Origin of the sequence: Agrobacterium sp. ICMP 6402 (assembly GCF_009498615.1) — a bacterium.
In the GTDB taxonomy this organism is placed as follows: Bacteria; Pseudomonadota; Alphaproteobacteria; order Rhizobiales; family Rhizobiaceae; genus Agrobacterium; species Agrobacterium burrii.
Window position 1 is genome coordinate 951,055 of the sequence record NZ_QSNV01000001.1, and the last position, 22,044, is coordinate 973,098.

General features: G+C 58.9%; 24 protein-coding genes and 1 riboswitch. Of the genes, 15 read left to right on the plus strand and 9 right to left on the minus strand.

What is annotated here, in order from left to right; genetic code table 11:
* The first annotated feature begins 134 nt into the window (after window positions 1-134).
* Window positions 135-377, plus strand: a complete 243-nt coding sequence (gene hfq / locus DXT96_RS04770; RefSeq protein ID WP_003496145.1) for an RNA chaperone Hfq — start codon at window positions 135-137, stop codon at window positions 375-377.
* Window positions 378-485: 108 nt separating this feature from the next.
* Window positions 486-1,910, plus strand: a complete 1,425-nt coding sequence (gene hflX, locus DXT96_RS04775) for a GTPase HflX (protein ID WP_194287544.1) — start codon at window positions 486-488, stop codon at window positions 1,908-1,910.
* Window positions 1,911-2,018: 108 nt separating this feature from the next.
* Here the strand turns inward: hflX and mazG are convergent, their stop codons facing one another.
* Both mazG and DXT96_RS04785 read right to left on the minus strand, forming a co-directional pair.
* Complete coding sequence (mazG, locus tag DXT96_RS04780) at window positions 2,019-2,864, minus strand: nucleoside triphosphate pyrophosphohydrolase (protein WP_153514193.1); 846 nt, start codon at window positions 2,862-2,864, stop codon at window positions 2,019-2,021.
* Between the two features lie 69 nt (window positions 2,865-2,933).
* Entirely contained in the window at window positions 2,934-3,521 is a 588-nt protein-coding gene (locus DXT96_RS04785; RefSeq protein ID WP_153513661.1) for a deaminase, read from the minus strand.
* A gap of 262 nt (window positions 3,522-3,783) precedes the next feature.
* Between DXT96_RS04785 and cysG the strand changes: the two genes are divergently transcribed.
* From cysG to DXT96_RS04815, 6 genes are all read left to right on the plus strand, one after another.
* Entirely contained in the window at window positions 3,784-5,244 is a 1,461-nt protein-coding gene (gene cysG, locus DXT96_RS04790) for a siroheme synthase CysG (RefSeq protein WP_153513662.1), read from the plus strand.
* Window positions 5,237-5,551: a DUF2849 domain-containing protein gene (locus DXT96_RS04795; protein WP_153513663.1), complete on the plus strand. Its 315-nt coding sequence runs from the start codon at window positions 5,237-5,239 to the stop codon at window positions 5,549-5,551. The genes cysG and DXT96_RS04795 overlap by 8 nt, the downstream gene beginning before the upstream one ends.
* 8 nt (window positions 5,552-5,559) lie before the next feature.
* A complete protein-coding gene (locus DXT96_RS04800; protein WP_153513664.1) occupies window positions 5,560-7,230 on the plus strand; it encodes a nitrite/sulfite reductase in 1,671 nt (556 codons plus the stop codon).
* A 10-nt stretch (window positions 7,231-7,240) separates the two neighbouring features.
* The gene (locus DXT96_RS04805; protein ID WP_149897640.1) at window positions 7,241-7,747 is read left to right on the plus strand and encodes a DUF934 domain-containing protein; all 507 of its coding nucleotides are present in this window, start codon (window positions 7,241-7,243) and stop codon (window positions 7,745-7,747) included.
* Window positions 7,748-7,895: 148 nt separating this feature from the next.
* The gene (locus tag DXT96_RS04810) at window positions 7,896-8,708 is read left to right on the plus strand and encodes a ferredoxin--NADP reductase (RefSeq protein WP_035217416.1); all 813 of its coding nucleotides are present in this window, start codon (window positions 7,896-7,898) and stop codon (window positions 8,706-8,708) included.
* A 164-nt stretch (window positions 8,709-8,872) separates the two neighbouring features.
* The gene (locus DXT96_RS04815) at window positions 8,873-9,388 is read left to right on the plus strand and encodes a hypothetical protein (RefSeq protein WP_194287545.1); all 516 of its coding nucleotides are present in this window, start codon (window positions 8,873-8,875) and stop codon (window positions 9,386-9,388) included.
* A 44-nt stretch (window positions 9,389-9,432) separates the two neighbouring features.
* On the opposite strand, the gene DXT96_RS04820 is transcribed toward DXT96_RS04815, so the two are convergent.
* The 6 genes from DXT96_RS04820 to DXT96_RS04845 all read right to left on the minus strand — a co-directional run bounded on the left by DXT96_RS04820 (window position 9,433) and on the right by DXT96_RS04845 (window position 16,140).
* Window positions 9,433-10,236, minus strand: a complete 804-nt coding sequence (locus DXT96_RS04820) for an endonuclease/exonuclease/phosphatase family protein (RefSeq protein WP_153513665.1) — start codon at window positions 10,234-10,236, stop codon at window positions 9,433-9,435.
* 186 nt (window positions 10,237-10,422) lie between these two features.
* Entirely contained in the window at window positions 10,423-10,980 is a 558-nt protein-coding gene (locus tag DXT96_RS04825; protein WP_046800194.1) for a fasciclin domain-containing protein, read from the minus strand.
* A 218-nt stretch (window positions 10,981-11,198) separates the two neighbouring features.
* Window positions 11,199-14,063: an aminomethyl-transferring glycine dehydrogenase gene (gene gcvP, locus DXT96_RS04830; RefSeq protein WP_153513666.1), complete on the minus strand. Its 2,865-nt coding sequence runs from the start codon at window positions 14,061-14,063 to the stop codon at window positions 11,199-11,201.
* The gene (gene gcvH, locus DXT96_RS04835; RefSeq protein WP_006315335.1) at window positions 14,063-14,425 is read right to left on the minus strand and encodes a glycine cleavage system protein GcvH; all 363 of its coding nucleotides are present in this window, start codon (window positions 14,423-14,425) and stop codon (window positions 14,063-14,065) included. Before gcvH ends, gcvP begins: the two co-directional genes overlap by 1 nt.
* A 27-nt stretch (window positions 14,426-14,452) precedes the next feature.
* On the minus strand, window positions 14,453-15,592 hold the full coding sequence (gene gcvT, locus DXT96_RS04840) for a glycine cleavage system aminomethyltransferase GcvT (RefSeq protein WP_153513667.1): 1,140 nt from the start codon (window positions 15,590-15,592) through the stop codon (window positions 14,453-14,455).
* Between the two features lie 150 nt (window positions 15,593-15,742).
* Window positions 15,743-15,830, minus strand: a riboswitch (glycine riboswitch).
* Between the two features lie 124 nt (window positions 15,831-15,954).
* On the minus strand, window positions 15,955-16,140 hold the full coding sequence (locus DXT96_RS04845; protein WP_142839725.1) for a DUF3008 family protein: 186 nt from the start codon (window positions 16,138-16,140) through the stop codon (window positions 15,955-15,957).
* Between the two features lie 173 nt (window positions 16,141-16,313).
* Here DXT96_RS04845 and DXT96_RS04850 point away from each other — a divergent pair, with 173 nt between their 5' ends.
* Together DXT96_RS04850 and DXT96_RS04855 are read left to right on the plus strand one after the other, a co-directional pair.
* Window positions 16,314-16,694 carry a hypothetical protein gene (locus DXT96_RS04850; protein WP_153513668.1) on the plus strand — a complete coding sequence of 127 codons (381 nt, stop codon included), beginning with the start codon at window positions 16,314-16,316 and terminating at the stop codon, window positions 16,692-16,694.
* Window positions 16,695-16,783: 89 nt separating this feature from the next.
* The gene (locus tag DXT96_RS04855; RefSeq protein WP_153513669.1) at window positions 16,784-17,773 is read left to right on the plus strand and encodes a copper chaperone PCu(A)C; all 990 of its coding nucleotides are present in this window, start codon (window positions 16,784-16,786) and stop codon (window positions 17,771-17,773) included.
* A 213-nt stretch (window positions 17,774-17,986) separates the two neighbouring features.
* Here DXT96_RS04855 and DXT96_RS04860 read toward each other — a convergent pair whose 3' ends face one another.
* A complete protein-coding gene (locus DXT96_RS04860) occupies window positions 17,987-18,307 on the minus strand; it encodes a hypothetical protein (protein ID WP_153513670.1) in 321 nt (106 codons plus the stop codon).
* Between the two features lie 200 nt (window positions 18,308-18,507).
* On the opposite strand from DXT96_RS04860, the gene crcB reads away from it, so the two are divergent.
* The 5 genes from crcB to DXT96_RS04885 all read left to right on the plus strand — a co-directional run bounded on the left by crcB (window position 18,508) and on the right by DXT96_RS04885 (window position 21,987).
* Window positions 18,508-18,885 (plus strand): fluoride efflux transporter CrcB, encoded by a 378-nt coding sequence (gene crcB, locus DXT96_RS04865; RefSeq protein ID WP_149897633.1) that lies wholly within the window; start codon window positions 18,508-18,510, stop codon window positions 18,883-18,885.
* A gap of 66 nt (window positions 18,886-18,951) precedes the next feature.
* Entirely contained in the window at window positions 18,952-19,941 is a 990-nt protein-coding gene (locus DXT96_RS04870) for an RluA family pseudouridine synthase (protein ID WP_149897632.1), read from the plus strand.
* Between the two features lie 6 nt (window positions 19,942-19,947).
* Entirely contained in the window at window positions 19,948-20,610 is a 663-nt protein-coding gene (locus DXT96_RS04875) for an HAD family hydrolase (RefSeq protein WP_153513671.1), read from the plus strand.
* Between the two features lie 33 nt (window positions 20,611-20,643).
* Entirely contained in the window at window positions 20,644-21,438 is a 795-nt protein-coding gene (locus tag DXT96_RS04880; RefSeq protein WP_153513672.1) for an ATP12 family chaperone protein, read from the plus strand.
* 60 nt (window positions 21,439-21,498) lie between these two features.
* Complete coding sequence (locus DXT96_RS04885; protein WP_153513673.1) at window positions 21,499-21,987, plus strand: hypothetical protein; 489 nt, start codon at window positions 21,499-21,501, stop codon at window positions 21,985-21,987.
* Window positions 21,988-22,044 lie beyond the last annotated feature (57 nt).

Consider the following 22,044-nt stretch of genomic DNA (forward strand, 5'->3'; position numbering starts at 1 on the left):
TCGCCGTTGCGGAACGGGACATGATTTGATACCAGAGTTGCAGGCTGGCCAAGCGGGGGACTAGACTCGGCCGGTTTATTATTGATTGATTATTTTCCGGTGTCCCTGCCGGCAATAAAGAAAGAAGCGGCGCCATGGCGGAACGTTCTCAAAACCTTCAGGATCTTTTCCTCAATACCGTTCGTAAGCAAAAGATTTCGCTCACGATTTTCCTGATCAACGGCGTCAAGCTGACGGGCGTTGTCACCTCCTTCGACAATTTCTGCGTACTTCTGCGCCGTGACGGTCATTCGCAGCTGGTCTACAAGCATGCGATCTCCACCATCATGCCCGGCCAGCCAATGCAGATGTTCGAAAGCGAAGAAGGCGCAGCCTGATCAGGCTCCCTCTGACGGTATCTTCGATATAGACTGACCCGGATCGGAACATTTCCGGTCTGGCAAGGTTAATCTTCATGGCCGTCCGCGCGGATGCTGTCGGCCGCAATGTTCTTTCTGGATAAGGCTGAGCCCATTTCGACGCGCGACACTTCGAACGAATCGATCATTCCGGAGCAGGAGAAGCGCCGCGACGACATGCGCGCCGTGGTCCTCGTGCCGGTCCTCAAGCAACAACGCGAAAATCGCGATGCGGCGGCAGCACCGGCTGCTCCCGGTCGCTCCGTTGAAGCCAAACTTGAGGAAGCAAAGGGTCTGGCGCTCGCCATCGAGCTCGAGGTAACGCAGGGTCTCATCGTTTCCGTCAATCAGCCGCGCCCCGCCACCCTGTTCGGAACCGGCAAGATCGAGGAAATCGGTCATCTTCTGGATGAAACCAATTCCGGCTTGGTGATTGTTGATCATCCGCTGACCCCGGTGCAGCAGCGCAATCTCGAAAAGCAATGGAATGCCAAGGTCATCGACCGCACAGGTCTGATCCTTGAAATCTTCGGCCGTCGCGCTTCCACCAAGGAAGGCACGCTGCAGGTCGATCTTGCGCATCTGAATTACCAGAAGGGCCGCCTCGTCCGAAGCTGGACCCACCTTGAACGCCAGCGCGGTGGTGCAGGCTTCATGGGTGGTCCGGGTGAAACCCAGATTGAGGCCGACAGACGCCTGCTGCAGGATCGCATCGTCAAGCTCGAAAAAGAGCTGGAGCAGGTGGTGCGCACCCGTCAGCTTCACCGTGCCCAGCGCCGCAAGGTGCCGCATCCGATCGTCGCGCTGGTCGGTTACACCAATGCAGGCAAATCCACGCTGTTCAACCGTATCACAGGGGCCGGTGTTCTGGCAGAGGACATGCTGTTCGCCACGCTCGACCCGACATTGCGGCGCATGAAACTGCCGCATGGCCGCACGGTTATCCTGTCCGATACCGTTGGATTCATTTCCGACCTGCCGACCCATCTCGTCGCGGCTTTCCGTGCGACTCTGGAAGAGGTGCTTGAAGCCGATCTCGTTCTGCATGTGCGTGATATGTCCGATCCTGACAATGCCGCCCAGTCTGCGGATGTGCTGCGTATTCTCAGCGATCTCGGTATAGACGAGAAGGAAGCCGAAAAGCGCATCATCGAGGTCTGGAACAAGGTTGACCGTCTGGAGCCGGAAGCGCATGACGCCATCATGCAGCGCGCCGAAGGCCGCTCTGACATCCGCGCCGTTTCGGCAATTACGGGCGAGGGCGTCGATGCCCTGATGGAAGAGATTTCAAAGCGCCTGTCCGGTGTGCTGACGGAAACGACTGTTGTCTTGTCCGTCGAGCAATTGCCGTTGATCTCCTGGGTCTACAGCAACTCCATCGTCGATAACCGTGAAGACCATGAGGACGGATCGGTTGCGCTGGATGTTCGCCTGTCGGAAGCGCAGGCCACTGAGCTTGAACGGAAGCTCGGCAAGTCAACTGTACGCGAGCAGGAAGACTGGGAACGCTAGCGCTTCGCAACGGCGACGAATTTTCTCATGTTAGACTTTGGGCAGGCCCAAGTATGACGACGGGGTTAAGTTAAGTCGTTGATACCGAGCCCTCCAGCAATCCAGTAGCTAGGGGCAAACCACATCAAGCGACCGCTCGATGCGTTTTGCCGCCTGCCAGAGGTCTTCCATTCTCTCAAGGCTCGCGGCTTGAAGCGTCTCGCCATTGTCGCTGAGCGATGTCTCGATGTGATTGAAACGCCTGCGGAATTTCGTGTTGGTGCCGCGCAGCGCATTTTCCGGATCGGCCTTTACGTGGCGGCCGATATTGACCAGCGCAAAGATAAGATCACCGAGTTCGTCCGAAACCTTCTCCGGCCTGCCTTCCGCCAGCGCCTCGCGCAGCTCGGCTATTTCCTCTTCGATCTTGTCGAGAATGGGCGCCGGATCCGACCAGTCGAAACCGACGCGCGCCGCCTGTTCCTGCAGCTTCAAAGCCTCGGTCAGCGCCGGTTGGCTGCGCTGCACGCCGCCCAGAAAGCCGGCTTTGAAATCCTCGGTAATACCCCGGCGCGCACGGCGTTCCGCACGCTCACGTTTCTCCTCGGCCTTGATCTGGTCCCATTGCAGCTTGACCGTTTCCGGTGTGTCGGCACTGGAGACGGCGAAAACATGCGGGTGACGACGGATCATCTTTGAGGTAACGGCGTGCACCACATCACCGAAAGCGAATTCGCCCATTTCCTCCGCGATGCGAGCATGGAAAACCACCTGTAGAAGAAGGTCACCCAGCTCGTCGCACAGATCGTCCGTATCCTTGCGCTCGATGGCATCGGCAACTTCGTAGGCCTCTTCGATGGTGTAAGGCTTGATCGTCTCGAAGGTCTGAACGATATCCCACGGGCAACCGGTTTCCGGCTGGCGGAGCGCCTCCATGATCTCGATCAGGCGGGAAATATCCTTCGAGGCTTCCATATGTCTCAAACCTTTGTTTTTACGCATTTTTCGCGCGGAAATCCGCACTGTACCCTCAACGAAAATGCCCTAGTTCAGCGGAATATCGTTGTCGCTCTTCGATGACTGATAGCTGGTGGAGAGATCATCGTAAGTTGCCTTGATGCGGGCCGTCTGCGCCTTCAGCGTGGTTTTCAACGGATCGTCCTCGCCCTCAACCAGATCGGCGATGAAGAAAGAGTTCCAGAAGGCGTTGTTGCGGCGATAGCCGCCCGGCTCCAGCCCGAATACCTCTTTCAGGATTTTCAGATCATGCGGGATTGCAAAAGCATCGCGTGAATCCTCATGGCTGAAGAAGGAATAGAAATTGTCGAACCCGGCCCAGGTGATGGCGGACATGCACATGGTGCAGGGTTCATGGGTGGAAAGGAAAATCAGGTCCTTGGTATTCGGCTTTTCACCCAGCTCGTAAAACCGCTTCAGCGTATGCACTTCGCCGTGCCAGAGGGGATTTTCGAGTTCGTTGTTCGTCTCGGCAATCACCAGCGACAGGTCGGATTTGCGCAGGATCGCCGCACCAAAAACCTTGTTGCCCAAGCTCACACCGCGGGCCGTCAAGGGCAGGATATCATGCTCGATGACGTCGAGAAGGCGGGAAGCGAGGCTGGGGCTGGTCAAGGGTCTGATCCTTCGTGCCGCATTAAAGAAAGCGGTATTCGCATGGAGAAAACGACAAAAAATGGTCCTCCCTTGTTCGGCGCGAGGATCCGGTTTGTCAAGGGATTCTCATGGGTTTGAGGGCACCGTGACCGGTGCAAAGCAGGGGTGCCGGTTTGTTTTCCTCAAAAACAGGGGTGTTCGAGAAATAAAAATCCAGGTGCTGGAAAGGCTTGAATTTCTGTTTCTTCAATCTTGCGCCGCAATGCGGGATATATGTCCAATGCACAACGAACATGATTTTTCTGCTGCTGGCGACCGCCTTTCAACCTTCCCCGCTTTCTTCCGGGTTGAGGGGCGGCAGGTTACTGTTTTCGGAAATGGTGACGAGGCTTTCGCCAAGGTGAGGCTTCTCGCCAACACCAATGCGCATATCGTCGCTTACGCCGATCAGCCGGAGGCGGATTTTGCTCGCTATATCAGCGAAAATGGTATCGATCATCGGGCTTTGGCTTTCGCCGCTGAGTTGATCGAGGGTGCAACGCTGGTTTTTGCAGCCACCGGAAACGAGGAACTGGACCGCGAAATCGTATCTGCCGCGAGCGCAAAGAAAATCCCCGCCAATGCGGTGGATCAGCCGGAATTTTGTGATTTTTTCACCCCGGCGCTGGTCGCCCGCGCACCCGTCGCCATCGCCATCGGCACAGAAGGGGCAGGGCCGGTTCTTGCCCAGATGATCCGCGCCCGCATTGACCAGATGCTGTCGCCGTCGCTCGGAAAGCTCGCGCGCCTTGCCGTGCAGTATCGCGATGCAGCCGAAGACAATGTGCCGAAGGGCGCGTTGCGGCGCAATTTCTGGCGGCGGTTCTTTTCGGGTGCGGTTGCGGATGCTGTCGCTCTCGGGGACACCTCGTCCGCCCGTCATGCCGCTGATCGCCTATTGCAATCGCCCCAACGCAGCGAAGGCCGCGTCTGGCTTGTGGGCGCCGGTCCCGGTGCGGAAGATTTGCTGACGCTGCGCGCACAGCGCGTGCTGATGGAAGCCGATGTGATTGTCTACGACGCTTTGGTGCCGCAGGCGATTGTGGATATGGGGCGCCGCGATGCCGAGCGCCTGTCCGTCGGCAAGCGCAAGGGCTGCCACAGCAAGTCGCAGGAAGAGATCAACCGTCTGCTGGTGCGCCTCGGCAAAGACGGCAAGCGCGTCGTGCGCCTCAAATCCGGCGATCCGCTGGTCTATGGCCGGGCAGGCGAGGAAATGGCGGCGTTGCGCAATGCCGGTATCGGTTACGAGATCGTGCCGGGCATCACCTCCGCCTTCGCCGCCGCTGCGGATTTCGAATTGCCGCTGACGTTGCGCGGTGTCGCCTCGTCGCTGATTTTCACTACCGGCCACGATCTGACCGGTGATGTGCTGCCCGATTGGGCGCGCCTTGCCGTCTCGGGCGCAACCATCGCCGTCTATATGGGCCGCAGCGTTGCCGCTTCGGTGGCGACCCGATTGATTGAAGCCGGGCTGGGTGTGGAAACCACCGTCGCCGTCATCGAAAACGCCAGCCGTGCGGATCGCCGCCTGCTGCATGGCACATTGAACGATCTGCCCGACCTCGAACATCGCGATGAACTGACCGGCCCGGTCATGGTCATCATCGGTGATGCGGTGGCGGGTGCGAATTTTGACAGGTCCGAGCCGCTTGCCGTGGCAAAGCTGACGGACCGCAAACGGGAGTATGCAAATGGTTGACAAGGTTTTGACCGCCAATCGTCTGGGCGATGGTATCGCCGTCTGGCTCGACGCCAATGGCGAATGGACGGAGAACCTGCAGGGCGCCATCGTTGCCCGCCACGCGGAGGCCGTCGCCTCGTTCGAGGAAATCGGCAAGCGTGATTTTTCCGCCAACAAGGTGGTCGATGTGGCCATCGTCGATGTGGTGGAGGAAAATGGCAAGCTCTGGCCGACCCGGCTTCGCGAACGCATTCGCGCCGCCGGCCCCACCATGCACTATGCCGCTGGTTTCAAGCCGGCCGATGCAGCCTTTATCGCAGTCTGAGGAAGAAGATGTACCGTTACGACGAGTTCGATCACGCATTTGTTGAAGGCCGCGTGGCACAGTTTCGCGATCAGGTTGAGCGCCGGCTATCCGGCGAACTGGCCGAGGACGCATTCAAGCCGCTGCGCCTGATGAACGGTGTCTATCTGCAGCTGCACGCCTATATGCTGCGCGTTGCCATTCCCTACGGCACGCTGAATTCGCAACAGATGCGGATGCTGGCCCATATCGCCCGTAAATATGACCGGGGTTACGGCCACTTCACCACCCGCCAGAACATCCAGTACAACTGGCCGAAGCTTTCCGATACGCCGGATATCCTGTCCGAACTGTCGAGCGTGGAAATGCATGCGCTCCAGACTTCCGGCAACTGCATTCGCAACGTCACCGCCGATCATTTCGCCGGCGCGGCCGCCGATGAGGTCGCCGATCCGCGCCCCTATGCGGAAATCCTGCGTCAGTGGTCCTCAGTGCATCCCGAGTTCTCGTTCCTGCCGCGCAAGTTCAAGATCGCTGTCACGGGTGCCGAGCGCGATCGCGCCGCCATTCAGGTTCATGATATCGGCCTGAATCTGAAAAAGAACGACAAGGGCGAGATCGGTTTTGCCGTCTATGTCGGTGGCGGGCAGGGCCGCACGCCGATGATCGCCAAGAAAATCCGCGATTTCCTGCCGGAAGAGGACCTGCTGTCCTACACCACGGCGATCATGCGCGTTTATAACCTGCACGGCCGCCGCGACAATAAATACAAGGCGCGCATCAAGATCCTCGTGCATGAAACCGGCGCGGAAGAGCTGTCCCGCCAGGTCGAGGTCGAGTTCGCCGAGCTGAAAAACACCGAATTGAAGCTGCCGGATGCCGATATCGCGGCTATTTCCGCTTATTTCGCGCCGCCGGAACTGAAGAACCGCCCCGAAGGCTGGGAAAGCCTGGCGCGCTGGAAGAAGGCGGATGAGGGTTTCGCCCGTTTCGTTGACCAGAATGTCCAACCGCACAAGCACCCCGATTACGGCATGGTGACGATCTCGCTGAAGCCGATTGGCGGTATTCCGGGCGATGCGACCGATGAGCAGATGGACCTCGTCGCTGATATCGCCGAAGAATACGCTTTCGACGAAATCCGCATCAGCCACGAGCAAAACATCATCCTGCCGCATGTCGCGCTGGCCGATCTGGAGCCGATCTATCGCGCGCTGGTGGGGGCTGGCCTTGCGACCGCCAATGCCGGGCTGATCACCGATATCATTGCCTGTCCCGGGCTGGACTATTGCGCGCTTGCCAATGCGCGCTCCATTCCGCTGGCGCAGGAAATTTCCACCCGCTTTGGTTCTCATGAACGCCAGTTGGAAATCGGCGAACTGAAGATCAAGATTTCCGGCTGCATCAACGCCTGCGGCCATCACCATGTCGGCCATATCGGCCTGCTGGGTGTAGAAAAGAAGGGTGCGGAACTCTACCAGATCACGCTTGGCGGATCGGGTGATGAAAACACCTCGATCGGTGAGATCATCGGCCGTGGTTTTGAGCCGGACAGGGTAACTGACGCCATTGAAACCATCGTCGATACCTATCTGCGGCTTCGCCTGTCGAAAGAGGAAATCTTCCTCGATGCCTATCGCCGTGTCGGACCGCAGCCTTTCAAGGATGCGCTCTACGGTTCCGCCGCCGAAGCCGCCTGAGGAGATGGACATGACGAAAATCTGGAACCGCGACGGCTTTGTGGAAAACGACCCCTGGGTCATCGAAACCGAAGAGGTGAAAGCGACCGGCGAGCAAAAGCCGCTCCTGCCGCTTGCCGACTTTCTGGTCCGTGCGGCCGAAAGCAACGATATCGGTCTCGGTGTTCTGATTGCACCGGCTGACGATGTCACGCGACTTGAGCCCTATCTCGATCGCATCGAAATTGTGGCCGTGAGCTTCCCGGCCTTCAACGATGGCCGTGGTTTCAGCCACGCTTCGTTGCTGCGCAACCGGCTCGGTTTTGCGGGCGAGGTGAGGGCAGTCGGCGATGTGCTGATCGACCAGGTGCCGCTGATGCTGCGCACCGGCTTTACCAGCTTTGCGGTGACGAACGGCACGGCGATCCGCCGCCTGTCCGAAAATCGCCTGCCGGAAATCCCGGTTTATTACCAGCCGACGGCCCGGCCGGCAGCGGGCGGCGAGGCCTACAGCTGGCGTCGGCGTGCGTCCGTGTGACACGTTGCGCGGAAATATGATTTTTTGATACATATTTCCTGAGCACATAGCAGTTGTGATATTCTCATGCCTTCAAACCGCGGCAAAAATGGTATAATTGCCCGGTTGGAGAATGCCGCTTATCGAATAAGAATGGACGGAACCTGAAATGAACGCGCCAGCCAAGACGGAAGATTTCGCGATCAAGATACCTGATGGTGTTTACGCCGAGACGGTTTTATCTGTGGAGCACTATACGGATCATCTGTTCCGTTTCCGCATGACACGTCCGGCCGGTTTCCGTTTCCGTTCCGGTGAATTCGCCATGATCGGCCTGATGGTCGGAGAAAAGCCGATCTACCGTGCCTATTCCATCGCCAGCCCGGCCTGGGATGAGGAACTGGAATTCTTCTCGATCAAGGTTCCCGACGGCCCGCTGACCTCGCATCTTCAGGCGATCAAGCCCGGCGATACCGTGCTGATGCGCAAGAAGCCGACAGGCACGCTGGTTCTGGATGCGCTGACGCCCGGCAGACGGCTCTACATGTTCTCGACCGGCACCGGCATTGCGCCTTTCGCAAGCCTGATCCGTGACCCGGAGACCTATGAGAAGTTCGAAGAAGTCATCCTCACCCATACCTGCCGCGATGTGGCCGAGCTGAAATACGGCTTCGATCTGGTCGAGGAAATCAGGAACCATGAATTCCTGAACGAGATCGTTGGCGACAAGCTCAAGCACTATGCAACGGTGACCCGTGAGGATTATCCCTTCAAGGGCCGCATCACCACGCTGATCGAAAACGGCAAGCTGTTTGCCGATCTCGGCGTTCCGGCGCTTGATCCGGAAATTGATCGCGGCATGATCTGCGGTTCCTCGGCCATGCTGAAGGACACCAAGGAATTGCTTGAAAAGGCCGGCCTGAATGAAGGTGCCAACAACAAGCCCGCCGAATTCGTGATCGAGCGCGCTTTCGTCGGCTGACGGCACGGTTCCCATGCGAATACATTGAAACAGGAGGCCCGCAAGGCCTCCTTTTTTTTGTTTTAAGGCGTTGACGAGGTCGGAACGGCAAATCGTCCGACTGGAACATCCGGAGGCGATGGCGCGTTAGCGCTCACAGGAAACCGAACCGGCGAAAACGTCCAATGGAAAAAATAGAAAGAATACGTACCACCATCATTGCTCTTGCGGCGAGCTTATTCACCGCGCTGCCCGCAGCCGCCGATGAAAGCGCCTTTCTGTCATCACTCGAGGGCACATGGACGGGAAAGGGCACGGTGATCACCCGCATCGGCGCGCCGGCCATCAACGTCAATTGTACGCTGAATTCCGACGCGCGGCAGACAGCGTTGCGCATGTCTGGCACCTGCCGCGGGCTTCTGGTGGTAAAGCGGGCGATTGCCGCCGATCTCGCCGCCAGCGGCGCGCGTTACAGCGGCACCTACACAGGCCCTTCCGGCCGTCCTTCGGCACTGGCGGGCAATCGCCGGGGAAATGCGATCAATCTGACCGTTCGCTGGAACCGCGATATCAACGGTGACCGTGTCGCCGCCATGACGATCGAGAAGGTCGGCAATAACGGCCTGCGGCTACGCACCACCGATAAAGACGGCAAGACCGGAAAGACGGTGGTGACGAGCGATATCCAGCTGGTACGCTGATGATCTTCGGCTGATCGAGACAGCGTGGATGAGTGCCCGGCTTCTCAACTGAAGTCGAGCAACAGCGGGCAGTGATCCGAAACCTCCGGCTGCCTCACCACGTCGAAGTGAACGATCTTCACAGCAGGATTGACCAGCATGTAATCCGCATAGCGGTTTTGCTTGGTGTAATGCGAAGTCCGCGTGTCGGTAAAGCCGCGCGTCGTAACCAACTCCGTGAGATCAAGTTCTCTCAGAACGGCAAAAGTCTCGCTGTCAGGCAAAACATTGAAATCGCCGCAGACGATGATCCGGTCACCAGCCTCCGCGATGTTTCTAACGAGCTGGACGAGGCGGTTCGCCTGTGCCAGACGCGCAGGACTATCGTGTTTACCCTCAAGATGCCGCAGCCCATGCATGTGGGCGATGACGGTGGGCTGGCCTGTTGTGAAATCAAAAATACGAACGGCATGGGCAGTCCGCGATCTCGGGTGATCCCCATATCCATCGGCTGAAAAAGCACCGTGCACGAAACCCTGAGCCTGCGCGACAATGGCAAAGGATTTGCGAACGAAGGTGGCGAGCCCAAATTGGGAAGGATAGCGCATTTCTCCGTGCCAGAGATCGCCCTGCGCCGCCGGGCAGAAGACCGCCAGATGATCGGGAAGGGCGTCGGCGACATCCCGCAGGAAATTCGCCCTTTGCGGCAGATCGACGCCGTGATCGCGATAGACCAGCGTGTCCTGCGTGGCACCCGGCGTATGTACCACTTCCTGCAGACACAAGATATCGGGATCAGATGAAGAGAGATAGGGAACAAGCTCGTCATGGAGCTTTCCACCCCAGCCGTTCAGACATATCAGACGCATTCACACTCCATCGCCGCAGGATTGCATGATCCGGTTTAGCATGGAACCACTGGCGATCAATCATATCCTGCCATTTCAGGGTGTAGAGGTGTCGTCGCCCGAATGACAAAGGCCCGGATATTTCCGGGCCTTTGATGCAGGTTCAAGCCGAATGCTTCATTCGGCCATTGTGTCATGCAGCACTAATTACATCTTCGGCAACAACACCTTGTCGATGACATGAATGACGCCATTGGATTGCTTGACGTCGGCGATGGTGACATGAGCAACCGTACCATTCTCATCCGTCAATGTGATTTTGCCCATGCTTTCCTTGGCCTTGAGCACACAGCCGCCGACGGTCTTCACGTCATGCTCACCCTTGTCGTCCTTGATCATCTTTTCGATGGCGGGTGACAATGCATTGGCGGCAACCACGTGGCAGGTCAGCACTTTGACCAGCTTCTCCTTGTTCTCCGGCTTCAGAAGATCGTCAACCGCACCCTTCGGAAGGGCCGCGAAAGCTTCGTTGGTTGGCGCGAACACCGTGAACGGGCCTTTGCCTTGCAGTGTTTCGACAAGCCCGGCGGCCTTCACCGCTGCGACAAGCGTCGTATGGTCTTTCGAGTTCATCGCATTTTCAACGATGTTCTTGTCCTCGAACATTGCGGCGCCGCCAACTTTAGGGTTCGCGGCATAAGCGGAAACCATGCCGATGGAAAGAGCTGCGGCCAGCGTCAGGGCGCGAACAGAAACATTGTACATCGTTATTCCTCCTTGGTGACATCCAAACCCCGAAAGGTGGTCCTTCCAGAGGCCGCTATCGGTCATCCGTAGCGATAAAAGAGACGGAGGCCGGCCTCTCGAAGTTTCGAGATGAGCCGCGAAAAATGATAAATAATTGATTTTAAAAATGATTATCTGTGCGCCGTCATAAAAAAAGCCCGGAGCAATCCGGGCTTTTGTCTTCAGCGAAACGAAATTTACTCCGCCGCTTCGGCATAATCCTCCATCGGCGGGCAGGTGCAGATGAGGTTGCGGTCACCATAGACATTGTCGATGCGGTTGACGGGCGACCAGTATTTGTCGATGCGGAATGCGCCTGGCGGGAAGCAGCCCTTTTCGCGGCTGTAGGGACGATCCCATTCGCCGACGAGGTCTTCCACCGTGTGCGGTGCGTTCTTCAGCGGATTGTTGACCTTGTCCGCACGGCCTTCTTCGATATCGCGGGCTTCCTCGCGGATCGCCAGCATGGCATCGCAGAAACGGTCGATTTCCGCCTTCGTCTCGGATTCCGTCGGCTCGATCATCAGCGTGCCGGCCACCGGCCAGCTCATGGTCGGCGCGTGGAAACCGCAATCGACGAGGCGCTTTGCCACATCGTCCACCGTCACGCCGCAGCTATCCGCCAAGGGTCTGGTGTCGATGATGCACTCATGCGCAACGCGTCCGGTTTCGGACTTGTAGAGCACGTCGTAAGCGCCCTTCAGCCGCTCGGCGATATAGTTGGCGTTGAGGATTGCCACCTTGGTCGCCTGCGTCAGCCCTTCACCGCCCATCATCAGGCAATAGCTCCAGGAGATCGGCAGGATCGACGGCGAGCCGAAAGGAGCAGCCGAAACCGCACCTTCACGACCATCGGTCGTCGGATGGCCGGGGAGGTAGGGAGCCAGATGCGCCTTGACGCCGATCGGTCCCATGCCCGGGCCACCACCGCCATGCGGAATGCAGAAGGTCTTGTGCAGATTGAGATGCGAAACGTCAGAGCCGATATCGCCGGGACGGGCAAGGCCGACCATGGCGTTCATGTTGGCGCCGTCGAGATAGACCTGTCCACCATGCTTGTGGGTGATCTCGCAGATCTCGCGAACCGTCTCCTCGAACACGCCGTGGGTGGACGGATAGGTGATCATGCAGCACGAGAGGTTTTCCGCATACTGCTCTGCTTTTGCACGGAAATCATCGATATCGATGTCCCCGTTGTCCCGCACCTTCACCGGCACCACTTTCATGCCGACCATCTGCGCGGAGGCAGGGTTGGTGCCATGCGCGGAGGTTGGAATGAGGCAGACGTCGCGATGTGTGCCGCCATTGGCGAGGTGATAGTTACGGATGGTGAGAAGCCCGGCATATTCCCCCTGCGCGCCGGAATTCGGCTGCATGGAGAAGGCGTCGTAACCGGTGACCGAGCAAAGCTTTTCGGAGAGATCGTCGATCATCTCCTTGTAACCCAGCGCCTGATTGGCCGGCACGAAGGGATGGATGTCGGAAAATTCCGGCCAGGTGATCGGCAGCATTTCCGCGGTTGCGTTCAGTTTCATGGTGCAGGAACCGAGCGGGATCATCGAGCGGTCGAGCGCCAGATCGCGGTCCGAAAGACGGCGGATGTAACGGGTCATCTCGCTTTCGGCACGGTTCATGTGGAAGATCGGATGCGTCATATACTGGCTGGTGCGCAGCAGCTCCTTCGGCAGACGATAGTCCGGCTCAAAATCCGAGATCGAGAAATTGCCGCCGAAAGCACGCCAGACGGCCTCAAGCGTTGCCGGGCGGGTACGCTCGTCAAGGCTCATGCCGATCCTGGTGGCGCCAACCTTGCGCAGGTTTACACCTTCCGCCACGGCCGAGCGCAGGATGACGCCCTGCATATGGCCGACTTCGACGGTGATCGTGTCGAAGAAGGTTTCCGGTTCGATGGTGTAGCCGAGCTTTTCCAGCCCCTTGGCCATCAGCACGGCCTTCTGGTGGGTCTGCTGGGCAATCGCCTTGATGCCTTGCGGGCCATGGAAGACGCCATACATCGACGCCATGACGGCAAGCAGCACCTGCGCGGTGCAGATGTTCGACGTCGCCTTTTCGCGGCGGATATGCTGCTCGCGGGTCTGCAGCGACAGGCGATAGGCGCGGTTGCCGCGCGCATCGACGGAAACGCCGACCAGGCGGCCGGGCATGGAGCGCTTATGGGCGTCCTTGACGGCCATGTAAGCCGCGTGCGGACCACCATAACCGACCGGAACGCCGAAACGCTGCGATGTGCCGATGGCGATGTCTGCGCCCATTTCGCCGGGAGATTTCAAGAGCGTCAGCGCCAGAAGATCGGCGGCGACGGCGGCAATCGCGCCGGTCTGGTGCAGGCGGGAAATCAGGCCGGAGAAATCGCTGACATGGCCGTGGGTGCCGGGATACTGGAAGATCGCGCCAAACACGTCGACAGGATCGAGATCGGTGAAGGGATTGCCGACGATCACCTTCCAGCCGAGCGGGGCCGCACGGGTTTCGATCAGCGCGATGGTCTGCGGATGGCAATTGGCGTCCACGAAGAAGGCGGTCGCCTTGGACTTGGCGACGCGCTGGCACATGGCCATGGCTTCGGCGGCGGCCGTCGCTTCATCGAGCAGCGATGCGTTGGCGACGTCGAGGCCGGTCAGATCGCACACCATGGTCTGGTAGTTCAGCAGCGCCTCAAGACGGCCCTGGCTGATTTCCGGCTGGTAGGGCGTATAGGCCGTATACCAGGCCGGGTTTTCCAGAATATTGCGCTGGATGACCGGCGGCGTGATGGTGCCGTAGTAGCCCTGGCCGATCAGCGAGGTCAGGACCTGGTTTTTGTTGGCCGTCTCGCGAAGACGATCCAGCGCCTCGCGTTCGGTCAGCGCCGCACCCCAGGTGAGCGGCACCTTCTGGCGGATGGAGGAGGGAACGGTGGCGTCGATGAGGGCGTCAAGGCTCTTATAGCCAACGACCTTCAGCATCTCAGCCATTTCCGACGGCGACGGCCCGATGTGACGCCGGTTGGCGAAATCATAAGGCTGATAGTCGGTGAAATGAAATTCCGTGGGCGTCGTCATTACGCGATCAGCTCCTTGTAGGCTGCTTCATCGAGCAGAGTATCGGCATCCGCCACGTTGGAAAGCTTCAGCTTGAAAAACCAGCCGGCACCCTGCGGGTCCGAATTGACCAGCGAGGGATCGTCAACGATCGCCTGGTTGATTTCGACCACTTCGCCATCCAGCGGACAATAGACGTCGGAGGCAGCCTTGACGGATTCGACGGTCGCTGCATCGCCATCCTTGGCGAAGGTTGCGCCCACTTCCGGCAATTCGACGAAAACGAGATCGCCGAGTTGTTCAGCGGCGTGACTGGTGATGCCAACGGTGGCGATATCGCCTTCGAACTTCAGCCATTCGTGTTCTGCGGTAAATTTCAGCATCGTGTTCTCTCCGGAGATAGGATGAAATTATCGTTTATAGGTGGGCTTGATGAAGGGCAGGGCAGCGACGGTGACGGGCAGGTATTTGCCGCGCACTTCCCCGAAAATCGCCGTGCCGGGTGTCGAGTAGGACACGGGCACATACCCCATAGCGACCGGACCTTCGACAGAAGGGCCGAAACCGCCCGACGTCACTTCTCCGATTTCCGTCTTGCCTTCAGCATCCGCGAAAAGCTTAGAATGGCCGCGCACCGGCGCCTTGCCTTCGGGCTTCAGGCCGACGCGGCGGCGTGAGGTGCCATCCTTGAGTTCGCCCAAAATACGCTCCGCCCCCGGAAAACCGCCTTCGCGATCACCACCGGCGCGGCGAGCCTTCTGGATTGCCCATTCAAGCGAAGCTTCGATGGGGGAGGTCGTGGTGTCGATGTCGTTGCCATAAAGACAAAGGCCGGCTTCGAGCCGCAGGCTGTCGCGCGCGCCAAGCCCGATGGCTTCGCAATCGGGATGTTCGAGCAAGGCCTTGGCGATCTCTTCCGCCTTGTCGGCGGGAACGGAGATTTCAAAACCGTCTTCGCCGGAATAACCGGAACGGGAGACGATGCAGGGCACGTCATGCAGCGGCACTTCCTGCACATCCATGAACTTCATTTCGGACACGCCGGCCCACAGTTCCGCCAGCACCTCTTCGGCGCGTGGTCCCTGCAACGCGATCAGCGCGCGGTCGTCGAGAAGGGTGATCTCGCAGGCGTCGGAAAGATGCGCCTTCATATGGGCGACATCGGCATCCTTGCAGGCAGCGTTGACGACGACGAAAAGATGGTCGCCGCGATTGGTGATCATCAGGTCATCGAGGATGTGGCCGTTGTCGTCGGTGAAGAAGCCATAACGCTGACGGCCTTCCTTGAGGCCTAGAATATCGACCGGCACCAGCGTCTCAAGCGCACGTGCGGCATCGGCATTGTCTCCGGACTTTGCGTTCAGGATCACCTGGCCCATATGGGACACGTCGAACAGACCGGCGGAGGTGCGGGTCTGAAGATGTTCCTTCAGCACACCGGCCGGATATTGCACCGGCATGTCGTAACCGGCAAACGGCACCATGCGGGCGCCAAGCGAAACATGCAGGGAATGAAGCGGCGTGGTTTTAAGCTCGGCGGTATCGTCCAAGGACGCCTCCAGGGTTGCGCGAGATATCGCGCGGGCTCAGGTCATGGCGCAAACACGCCGGTTCAAGAGCCCCCTCTGTCCTTGTCGCCTGAGATTGTTATCCCTTCGGCGAGCCGTCCTTTGAAAAGGTGGCTTCTCTCCAGAGTTCCGTCATCACCGCTGGTCCTTTTGCCTGAGAGTTTCCGGGGCGGTTGCTCCTTCGGCACCGCAGTGAAGCGGCTTCTCCCAACGATGATGCGACGCTCATTATCTTCGAAGCCCCGCTGTTGGCAAGGACCAAATGACGCATCTGAACAGATTCTTGCTCCATCTGCGCCATCGGCAGCGCAGGATGCGGTCAATGGTCGGAGCGTCAGACGATACTAATCGGATTTTTTCTCCGGCAGGCCCTTGCGTTTCGTTGATGCAAAATCCTCAAGTTCCTTTTCTGTCATAGACTTCTCCATGCTTTTTGAAGCACCTTGTAAACTGGATTTCTTGATGTCGCCGCGTTTGGCGGCAAGTGCCGCACCCGCCGCTTTCTGCTGGGCTTTCGATTTGGCTGGCATGTCTGCCTCCCTTGAAACGATGGTTCCAGCAGGGAAATGCCGCCTTGCGACGATTGTTCCCTTGCGAGACGTCAAGCATGCGGCAAAATTCCCCTTTGAAATCGGCAGGAAAGCGGGATATCGCATGAGGCATGGATGCAAATCGAAACCGACGACTGACAGGGATGGAGAGAATGCTTCGCATTTTCTGCGCGGCCTTGATGTTGTCACTCGGTTTTGCCCACAAGCCCGTGCTGGCCGCAGCGCCGACGGTCTCTCTGGACGAGAGCTACCGGCTGCCGGACGGCACCTTTGCTGAAATCTGCCTTGGCCACGGCGACGGCGTCAATGTCTCCCACGGCAAGGACGATCCGGCCCATTCCGGCGATGCCATGCTGTTTTGCGAGGCCTGCCTGCTGGCCTCGTCCATTCTTCTGCCGATACCCGATACGGAGGGCTGGCTGAGGAGCGAATTCTCCTGGCTCGACAATCGCCTGACCGCAAATTGGAGCTTCCGCTCTGTCCTGACGATTCAGAAACCCGCAGCGCGTGGGCCTCCATCCCTGTTCGCCTGATTTTTCGTTTTGCCGGATCATCGCCGCCTGCTGGCGGCACGGAGCGACTGCCAAAGCCCTTAAGGGATGCAGTCGAAGGGACAAGAGACATGAAAACCACCAAAATCATCACCTGCACGTTATTCGTTGCCTCGGTTTCGACCGCGCAGGCTTTCGCCCACGCCACTTTCGTTGACGGCTCGGCCGAACAGGAAAGCACCGTCGTCGCCGCGCTGCAGGTGCCGCACGGCTGCGACGGCGGGCTTGCCACGACAGAAGTGCAGATCAAGCTGCCGGAAGGCTTCATTTCTGCCAAGCCGCAGCCCAAGGCCGGCTGGGAACTGGAAGTGATCAAGGGTGACTACCAGAAGGCCTACAAGAACCACGGCAAGGAAATCAAAAGCGGCCCGGTCGAAATCCGCTGGAAGGGTGGCAATCTGCCGGATGAATTTTACGACACCTTCGCCGTACAGGGCAAAATCTCCGGCATTGAAGCCGGACAGGACCTACCCTTCAAGGTGACGCAGCTTTGTGGCGACAAGGGAAAGGTTTCCTGGGATGAGGTGGCGGCAGCCGGTGTCGATCCGCACTCGCTGAAAAGCCCCGCCCCAACCATTCGCGTTGCCGCAAAGGCGGTCCATGCTGCCGGCGGCCATGATCATGCGGCCATGAATATGGGCATGGACATGGATGTCGTGAAGGCAGGCAGCCTTGAGGTTTCCGGCGGTGCGACCAAGGCCATGCTGCCGGGCCAGCCGGTTGGCGGCGGTTACGTGACGATCAAGAATGCCGGTACCAGCGACGACAAGTTGATCGGCGTCGAATCCTCGGCTTCCGGCCGTGCCGAAATCCACGAGATGGCTATGGTCAACGACGTCATGAAGATGCGCAAGCTGGATGACGGCATTGTCATTCCCGCCGGCCAGACGGTGGAACTGAAGCCCGGCGGCCTGCACATGATGTTCTTCGACGTGAAGAAGCCCTTTGCCGAAGGCGACAAGGTGCCTGTGACGTTGATCTTCGAAAAGGCCGGGAAAGTCGAAATCATGCTTTCCGCCGGCTCGGCCAAAGGCAACGGTGGCGGCCACCAGCATAATTGACCAATAAAGAGCGGCTACCGGAACGCGTGACTGGTCCGGTAGCCGCAAGCTTTTTTATTATTATCTCTTGTTTTCAGCGCCGTGGCGGAAAAGGCGTGATGGCCATCGCCTCCGTGATTTTTCCGGCATTCGGTTGAAAATATTTAGAAAATCAACCTGACACCAGCCTGAACGCCGACGGTGCGCCTATATTCATAGATGAAATTAAAATATTCAGATATCAACCTGATTTAAAATACTATTTTCAGATTGAGTTTTCGCGTTGTTTTCTTCGTAGGCTTCCACAGCCTGTTCGAGCGTCGCCTGCGGTTCGTGACGCTGGCTGGCGGCGGTCAGGAAATAGAGCGTGAGCGCCGGCGGCTTGATGGCCGTCATCAGGGCTCGGAGCTGGAAGTCGTCGCCATGTTCGGCCTTGCGTGCCAAGGCGTGAATCTCTTCTTCGACCTCGGTTCTGCGCGGCACGCGCTGTGGGGGCTTCACTGCCTCCAGCGCGTAGGCTGCCGTATTCGCAGAAACGGAAAGAACCTGTGTCATCCAACCTCCGGCCATCTTCGCGACCCTTGAAAACTGGAGGTTATCACCCGCGCCTTGTTGGAAGGCTAAATCGCGGGGGTGCAATTTAATCGTATTTTAACGGACGAAAGCACTCGGCAATGGGGTTTCGCGCCCTGACGTGATGGTCTAGAAATGCGTCGGACAACCCGGTCCGGTACTTTCCCCGGAGACAATCCCCCATGGTGAATATCGCTCTTGTCGCCGCAGGCGGCGCAATTGGTTCCGTTTTCCGTTATCTGGTCGGCGTCTGGAGCGTGCGGCTGACGGGGTTGAATTTCCCTTGGGGAACGCTGGCGGTCAATGTGGTCGGATCGTTCCTGATTGGTCTTCTGGTCGAGTTGGTGGCAAGGCGGCTGAATGCCTCGATGGAAATGCGCCTGTTTCTCGTCACCGGCGTGCTGGGCGGCTTCACGACATTTTCGTCCTTCTCGCTTGATGCGGTCGCGCTTTTCGAACGCGGCGCGCTTGGTCTCTCGGCCGTATACGTGCTTGCCAGCCTTGTGGTTTCCATCGCTGCGGTTTTTGCCGGGCTGGCCTTGGGCCGCAGTTTGTTCTAAAGGCTTGATCCAAACGGCGCGCCGACGAACAGAGCGCGCGATCAAGACAGAAAGACTGGAAATTTCATGGCAGGTATCGAGCATATCAAGGTGGAGGCCGACGAGGCCGGTATGCGCCTCGATCGCTGGTTCAAGATTCACTATCCGGGCCTTGGTTTCGGCCAATTGCAGAAGCTGCTGCGCTCCGGCCAGGTGCGCGTGGATGGCGGCCGGGTGAAGACGGATGCGCGGGTGCAGCCGGGGCAGATGGTACGTGTGCCGCCGGTTGATTCAGACCTCAAGGTCAAAAGCGGCCCGATCGGATCGAGGGACCTTAAACATTCGGAAGACAGCGAGCTTCTGGCGCGCATGCTCTTGCATGAGGACGACAAGGTTTTCGTGTTCAACAAGCCGGCCGGCATTGCCGTGCAGGGCGGTTCCGGCGTCAACCGTCATATTGACGGGCTTCTGGAGGCTTGGACCAGCCCGAAGGGCGAAAAGCCGCGTCTGGTGCACCGTCTGGACCGCGACACTTCAGGCGTGCTGGTGGTTGCCCGCACAAGGGGCGCGGCGCAGAAGCTGACAGCGGCTTTCAGAGAACGCGACACGAAGAAGACCTATTGGGCGCTGGTGCGCGGCGTTCCGCGCAAACATCAGGACAAGATTTCCACCTGGCTCGTCAAAGAGCAGACCCCAGACGGCGATCGAATGCGCATTGCCAAACATGGCGAGGAGGGGGCCGATCACGCCGTTTCCTATTATCGCGTCATCGATACCGCCGCGCAGAACCTCGCCTGGCTGGAAATGGAGCCCTATACCGGCCGCACCCACCAGCTGCGCGTCCATGCCCTGCATATCGGCCACCCGATCATCGGCGATCCGAAATATTATATAGAAGATCCCAACTGGGATTTCCCCGGCGGCGTCCAGAAGCGTCTGCACCTGCACGCACGCCACATCGACATTCCGCACCCGAATGGCGGCCGGCTTCGGGTGAGCGCGCCTTTGTCGCCGCACATGGTGCAGACCTGGAACCTGCTCGGTCTCGACGTGGCCGATGGCGACAGGGAAGGCTGATATCAAATGAAGCTCGTTCTTTTCGATTGCGACGGCACGCTGGTGGATAGCGCCGGCCTGATCCATGCCGTCATGGCCGATACTTTCGCCGATTTCGGAAAGCCGAGGCCGGATATCTCGCAGACCAAGGCGATCATCGGCCTGACGCTCGATATCGCCATCGCCCGCATGCTCGGCAAGGCGCATGTGGATGACGAGGTAAGCGCGATGACGGCGCGTTATCGCGAAATCTATCATCCGATCCGGGAGCGCCCGGGCATGATCGAACCGCTTTTCGATGGCATCGCGCCGCTGATCGACACGCTTTCGAAGAGGGACGACGTACTGATCGGTGCGGTCACCGGCAAGGGTCGGCGCGGGCTGACCCACATTCTCGAGACCCACGGTTTTGCCGATCACTTCATCGTTTCGCGCACGGCGGATGATTGCCCCTCCAAGCCGCATCCGGCCATGGTGATGGAATGCTGCCATGAAACCGGCATGGTTCCGGCCGACACTGTCGTCGTCGGCGATGCGATTTATGACATGCAGATGGCCAAGGCGGCGGGCGCAAAAGCCATCGGTGTCGCCTGGGGTTACGCCTCGGTCGACGATCTCTGGAAGGCCGGCGCGGATGCCGTCGTCAGCCACCCGCGTGAAATCCCGGCCTATGTTCCGGCCGATATTTGAACAACCCTTCTACCTGACTGATGAGGACGTGCCATGCGTGATCTCCTGAACGACCTTACGGAGGGCCTGAGCCACCCCGACCCGATCCTGCGTGCGCAAATCCAGATGCAGAAGCCTTTGCCGAAGCGGTTCTACAAGGATGTGACCGTCGCTGATCTGGAGGAGGGCGGTTTCACCATTCATCTCGATGGCAAGCCGCTGCGCACGCCCGCCAAGAAACCGCTGATCGTTCCGACGAAGGCGCTCGCAGACCTGCTTCGCGACGAATGGGATGCACAGAAGGAAGTGGTGAACCCGGTAGTCATGCCGGTGTCGCGACATGTGAACACCGCCATTGATGGTATCGCCAACGACACCCAGGCGGTTTTCGAAGACATCCTGCGTTTCTCCTCCTCCGATCTCCTGTGCTACCGCGCCGGTGATCCGGAAGCGCTGGTTGCGCGGCAGACCGACCATTGGGACCCGGTGCTCGACTGGGCGACCAATGTGCTCGGCGCACGCTTCATCCTCGTTGAAGGCGTCATGCATCGCGACCAGCCGCGGGAAGCCATAGCTGCCTTCGCGGTAACGCTCCGGAAATACGATACGCCGATAGCACTTGCCGCTCTTCACACCATGACGTCGCTGACCGGCTCCGCCATTCTGGCGCTTGCACTGGCGGAAGGCGAGTTGACGCTTGAGGAGACCTGGGCGCTCGCCCATCTCGACGAGGACTGGACCGCCGAACAATGGGGTGAAGACGAGGAAGCGCTGGAACGACGCGCCATCAGGCTCATTGACATGCGCGCCGCACTCAATGTTCTGGAATCGCTGAAGAGCGCTTCTTAACGCTTTTCTAACCCTGATGATCGAATATGCGGTTACCTCACGTTAGGGGAGCCGCCGATCATGAACACCACGTTGAAACGCCTTGGCATTATTTTGCTGGCGTGTTTCACACTCATGTCTTTCAGGCTGGAACCGGAAGCGACCAATGCCGACCGGATGCTTTACGATGTGCGCGGCGCATTTGTTGCTGCACGACCGGATGTCGCCCCGGCGCTGATGCAGTCCATCCATGCTCAGGTGCAGAACGCGATCAGAACGACGGCGCGTGGCGAGACCAGACCACGCGTCGTGCTGACCATCCGTCTTGCATCCGTCACGCGCGCGCCGTTCCTGTTTGGAGAGCGGGCCTCAGCCAGGGTGATCGTCCGTGCCGCAGCCGTTGCGACGGGTGAGGTGATCGCCGAGGCCAAATTCACCGCCACCGTCGTCAGCTTCGACAATCAGTCGATTGAGCAGGAACTCGCTTATGGCGTCGCCGAACGGGTAATCCGCGAATTCAGGCTGAGTCGCCCCGGCCCGACGACATTGGCGACAGCTCTGTTTCCATGAACGGACGAAAGGTGAACACACGAGCCGCTCGTCTCTTTTGCTCTGGAAAGCTCTGAT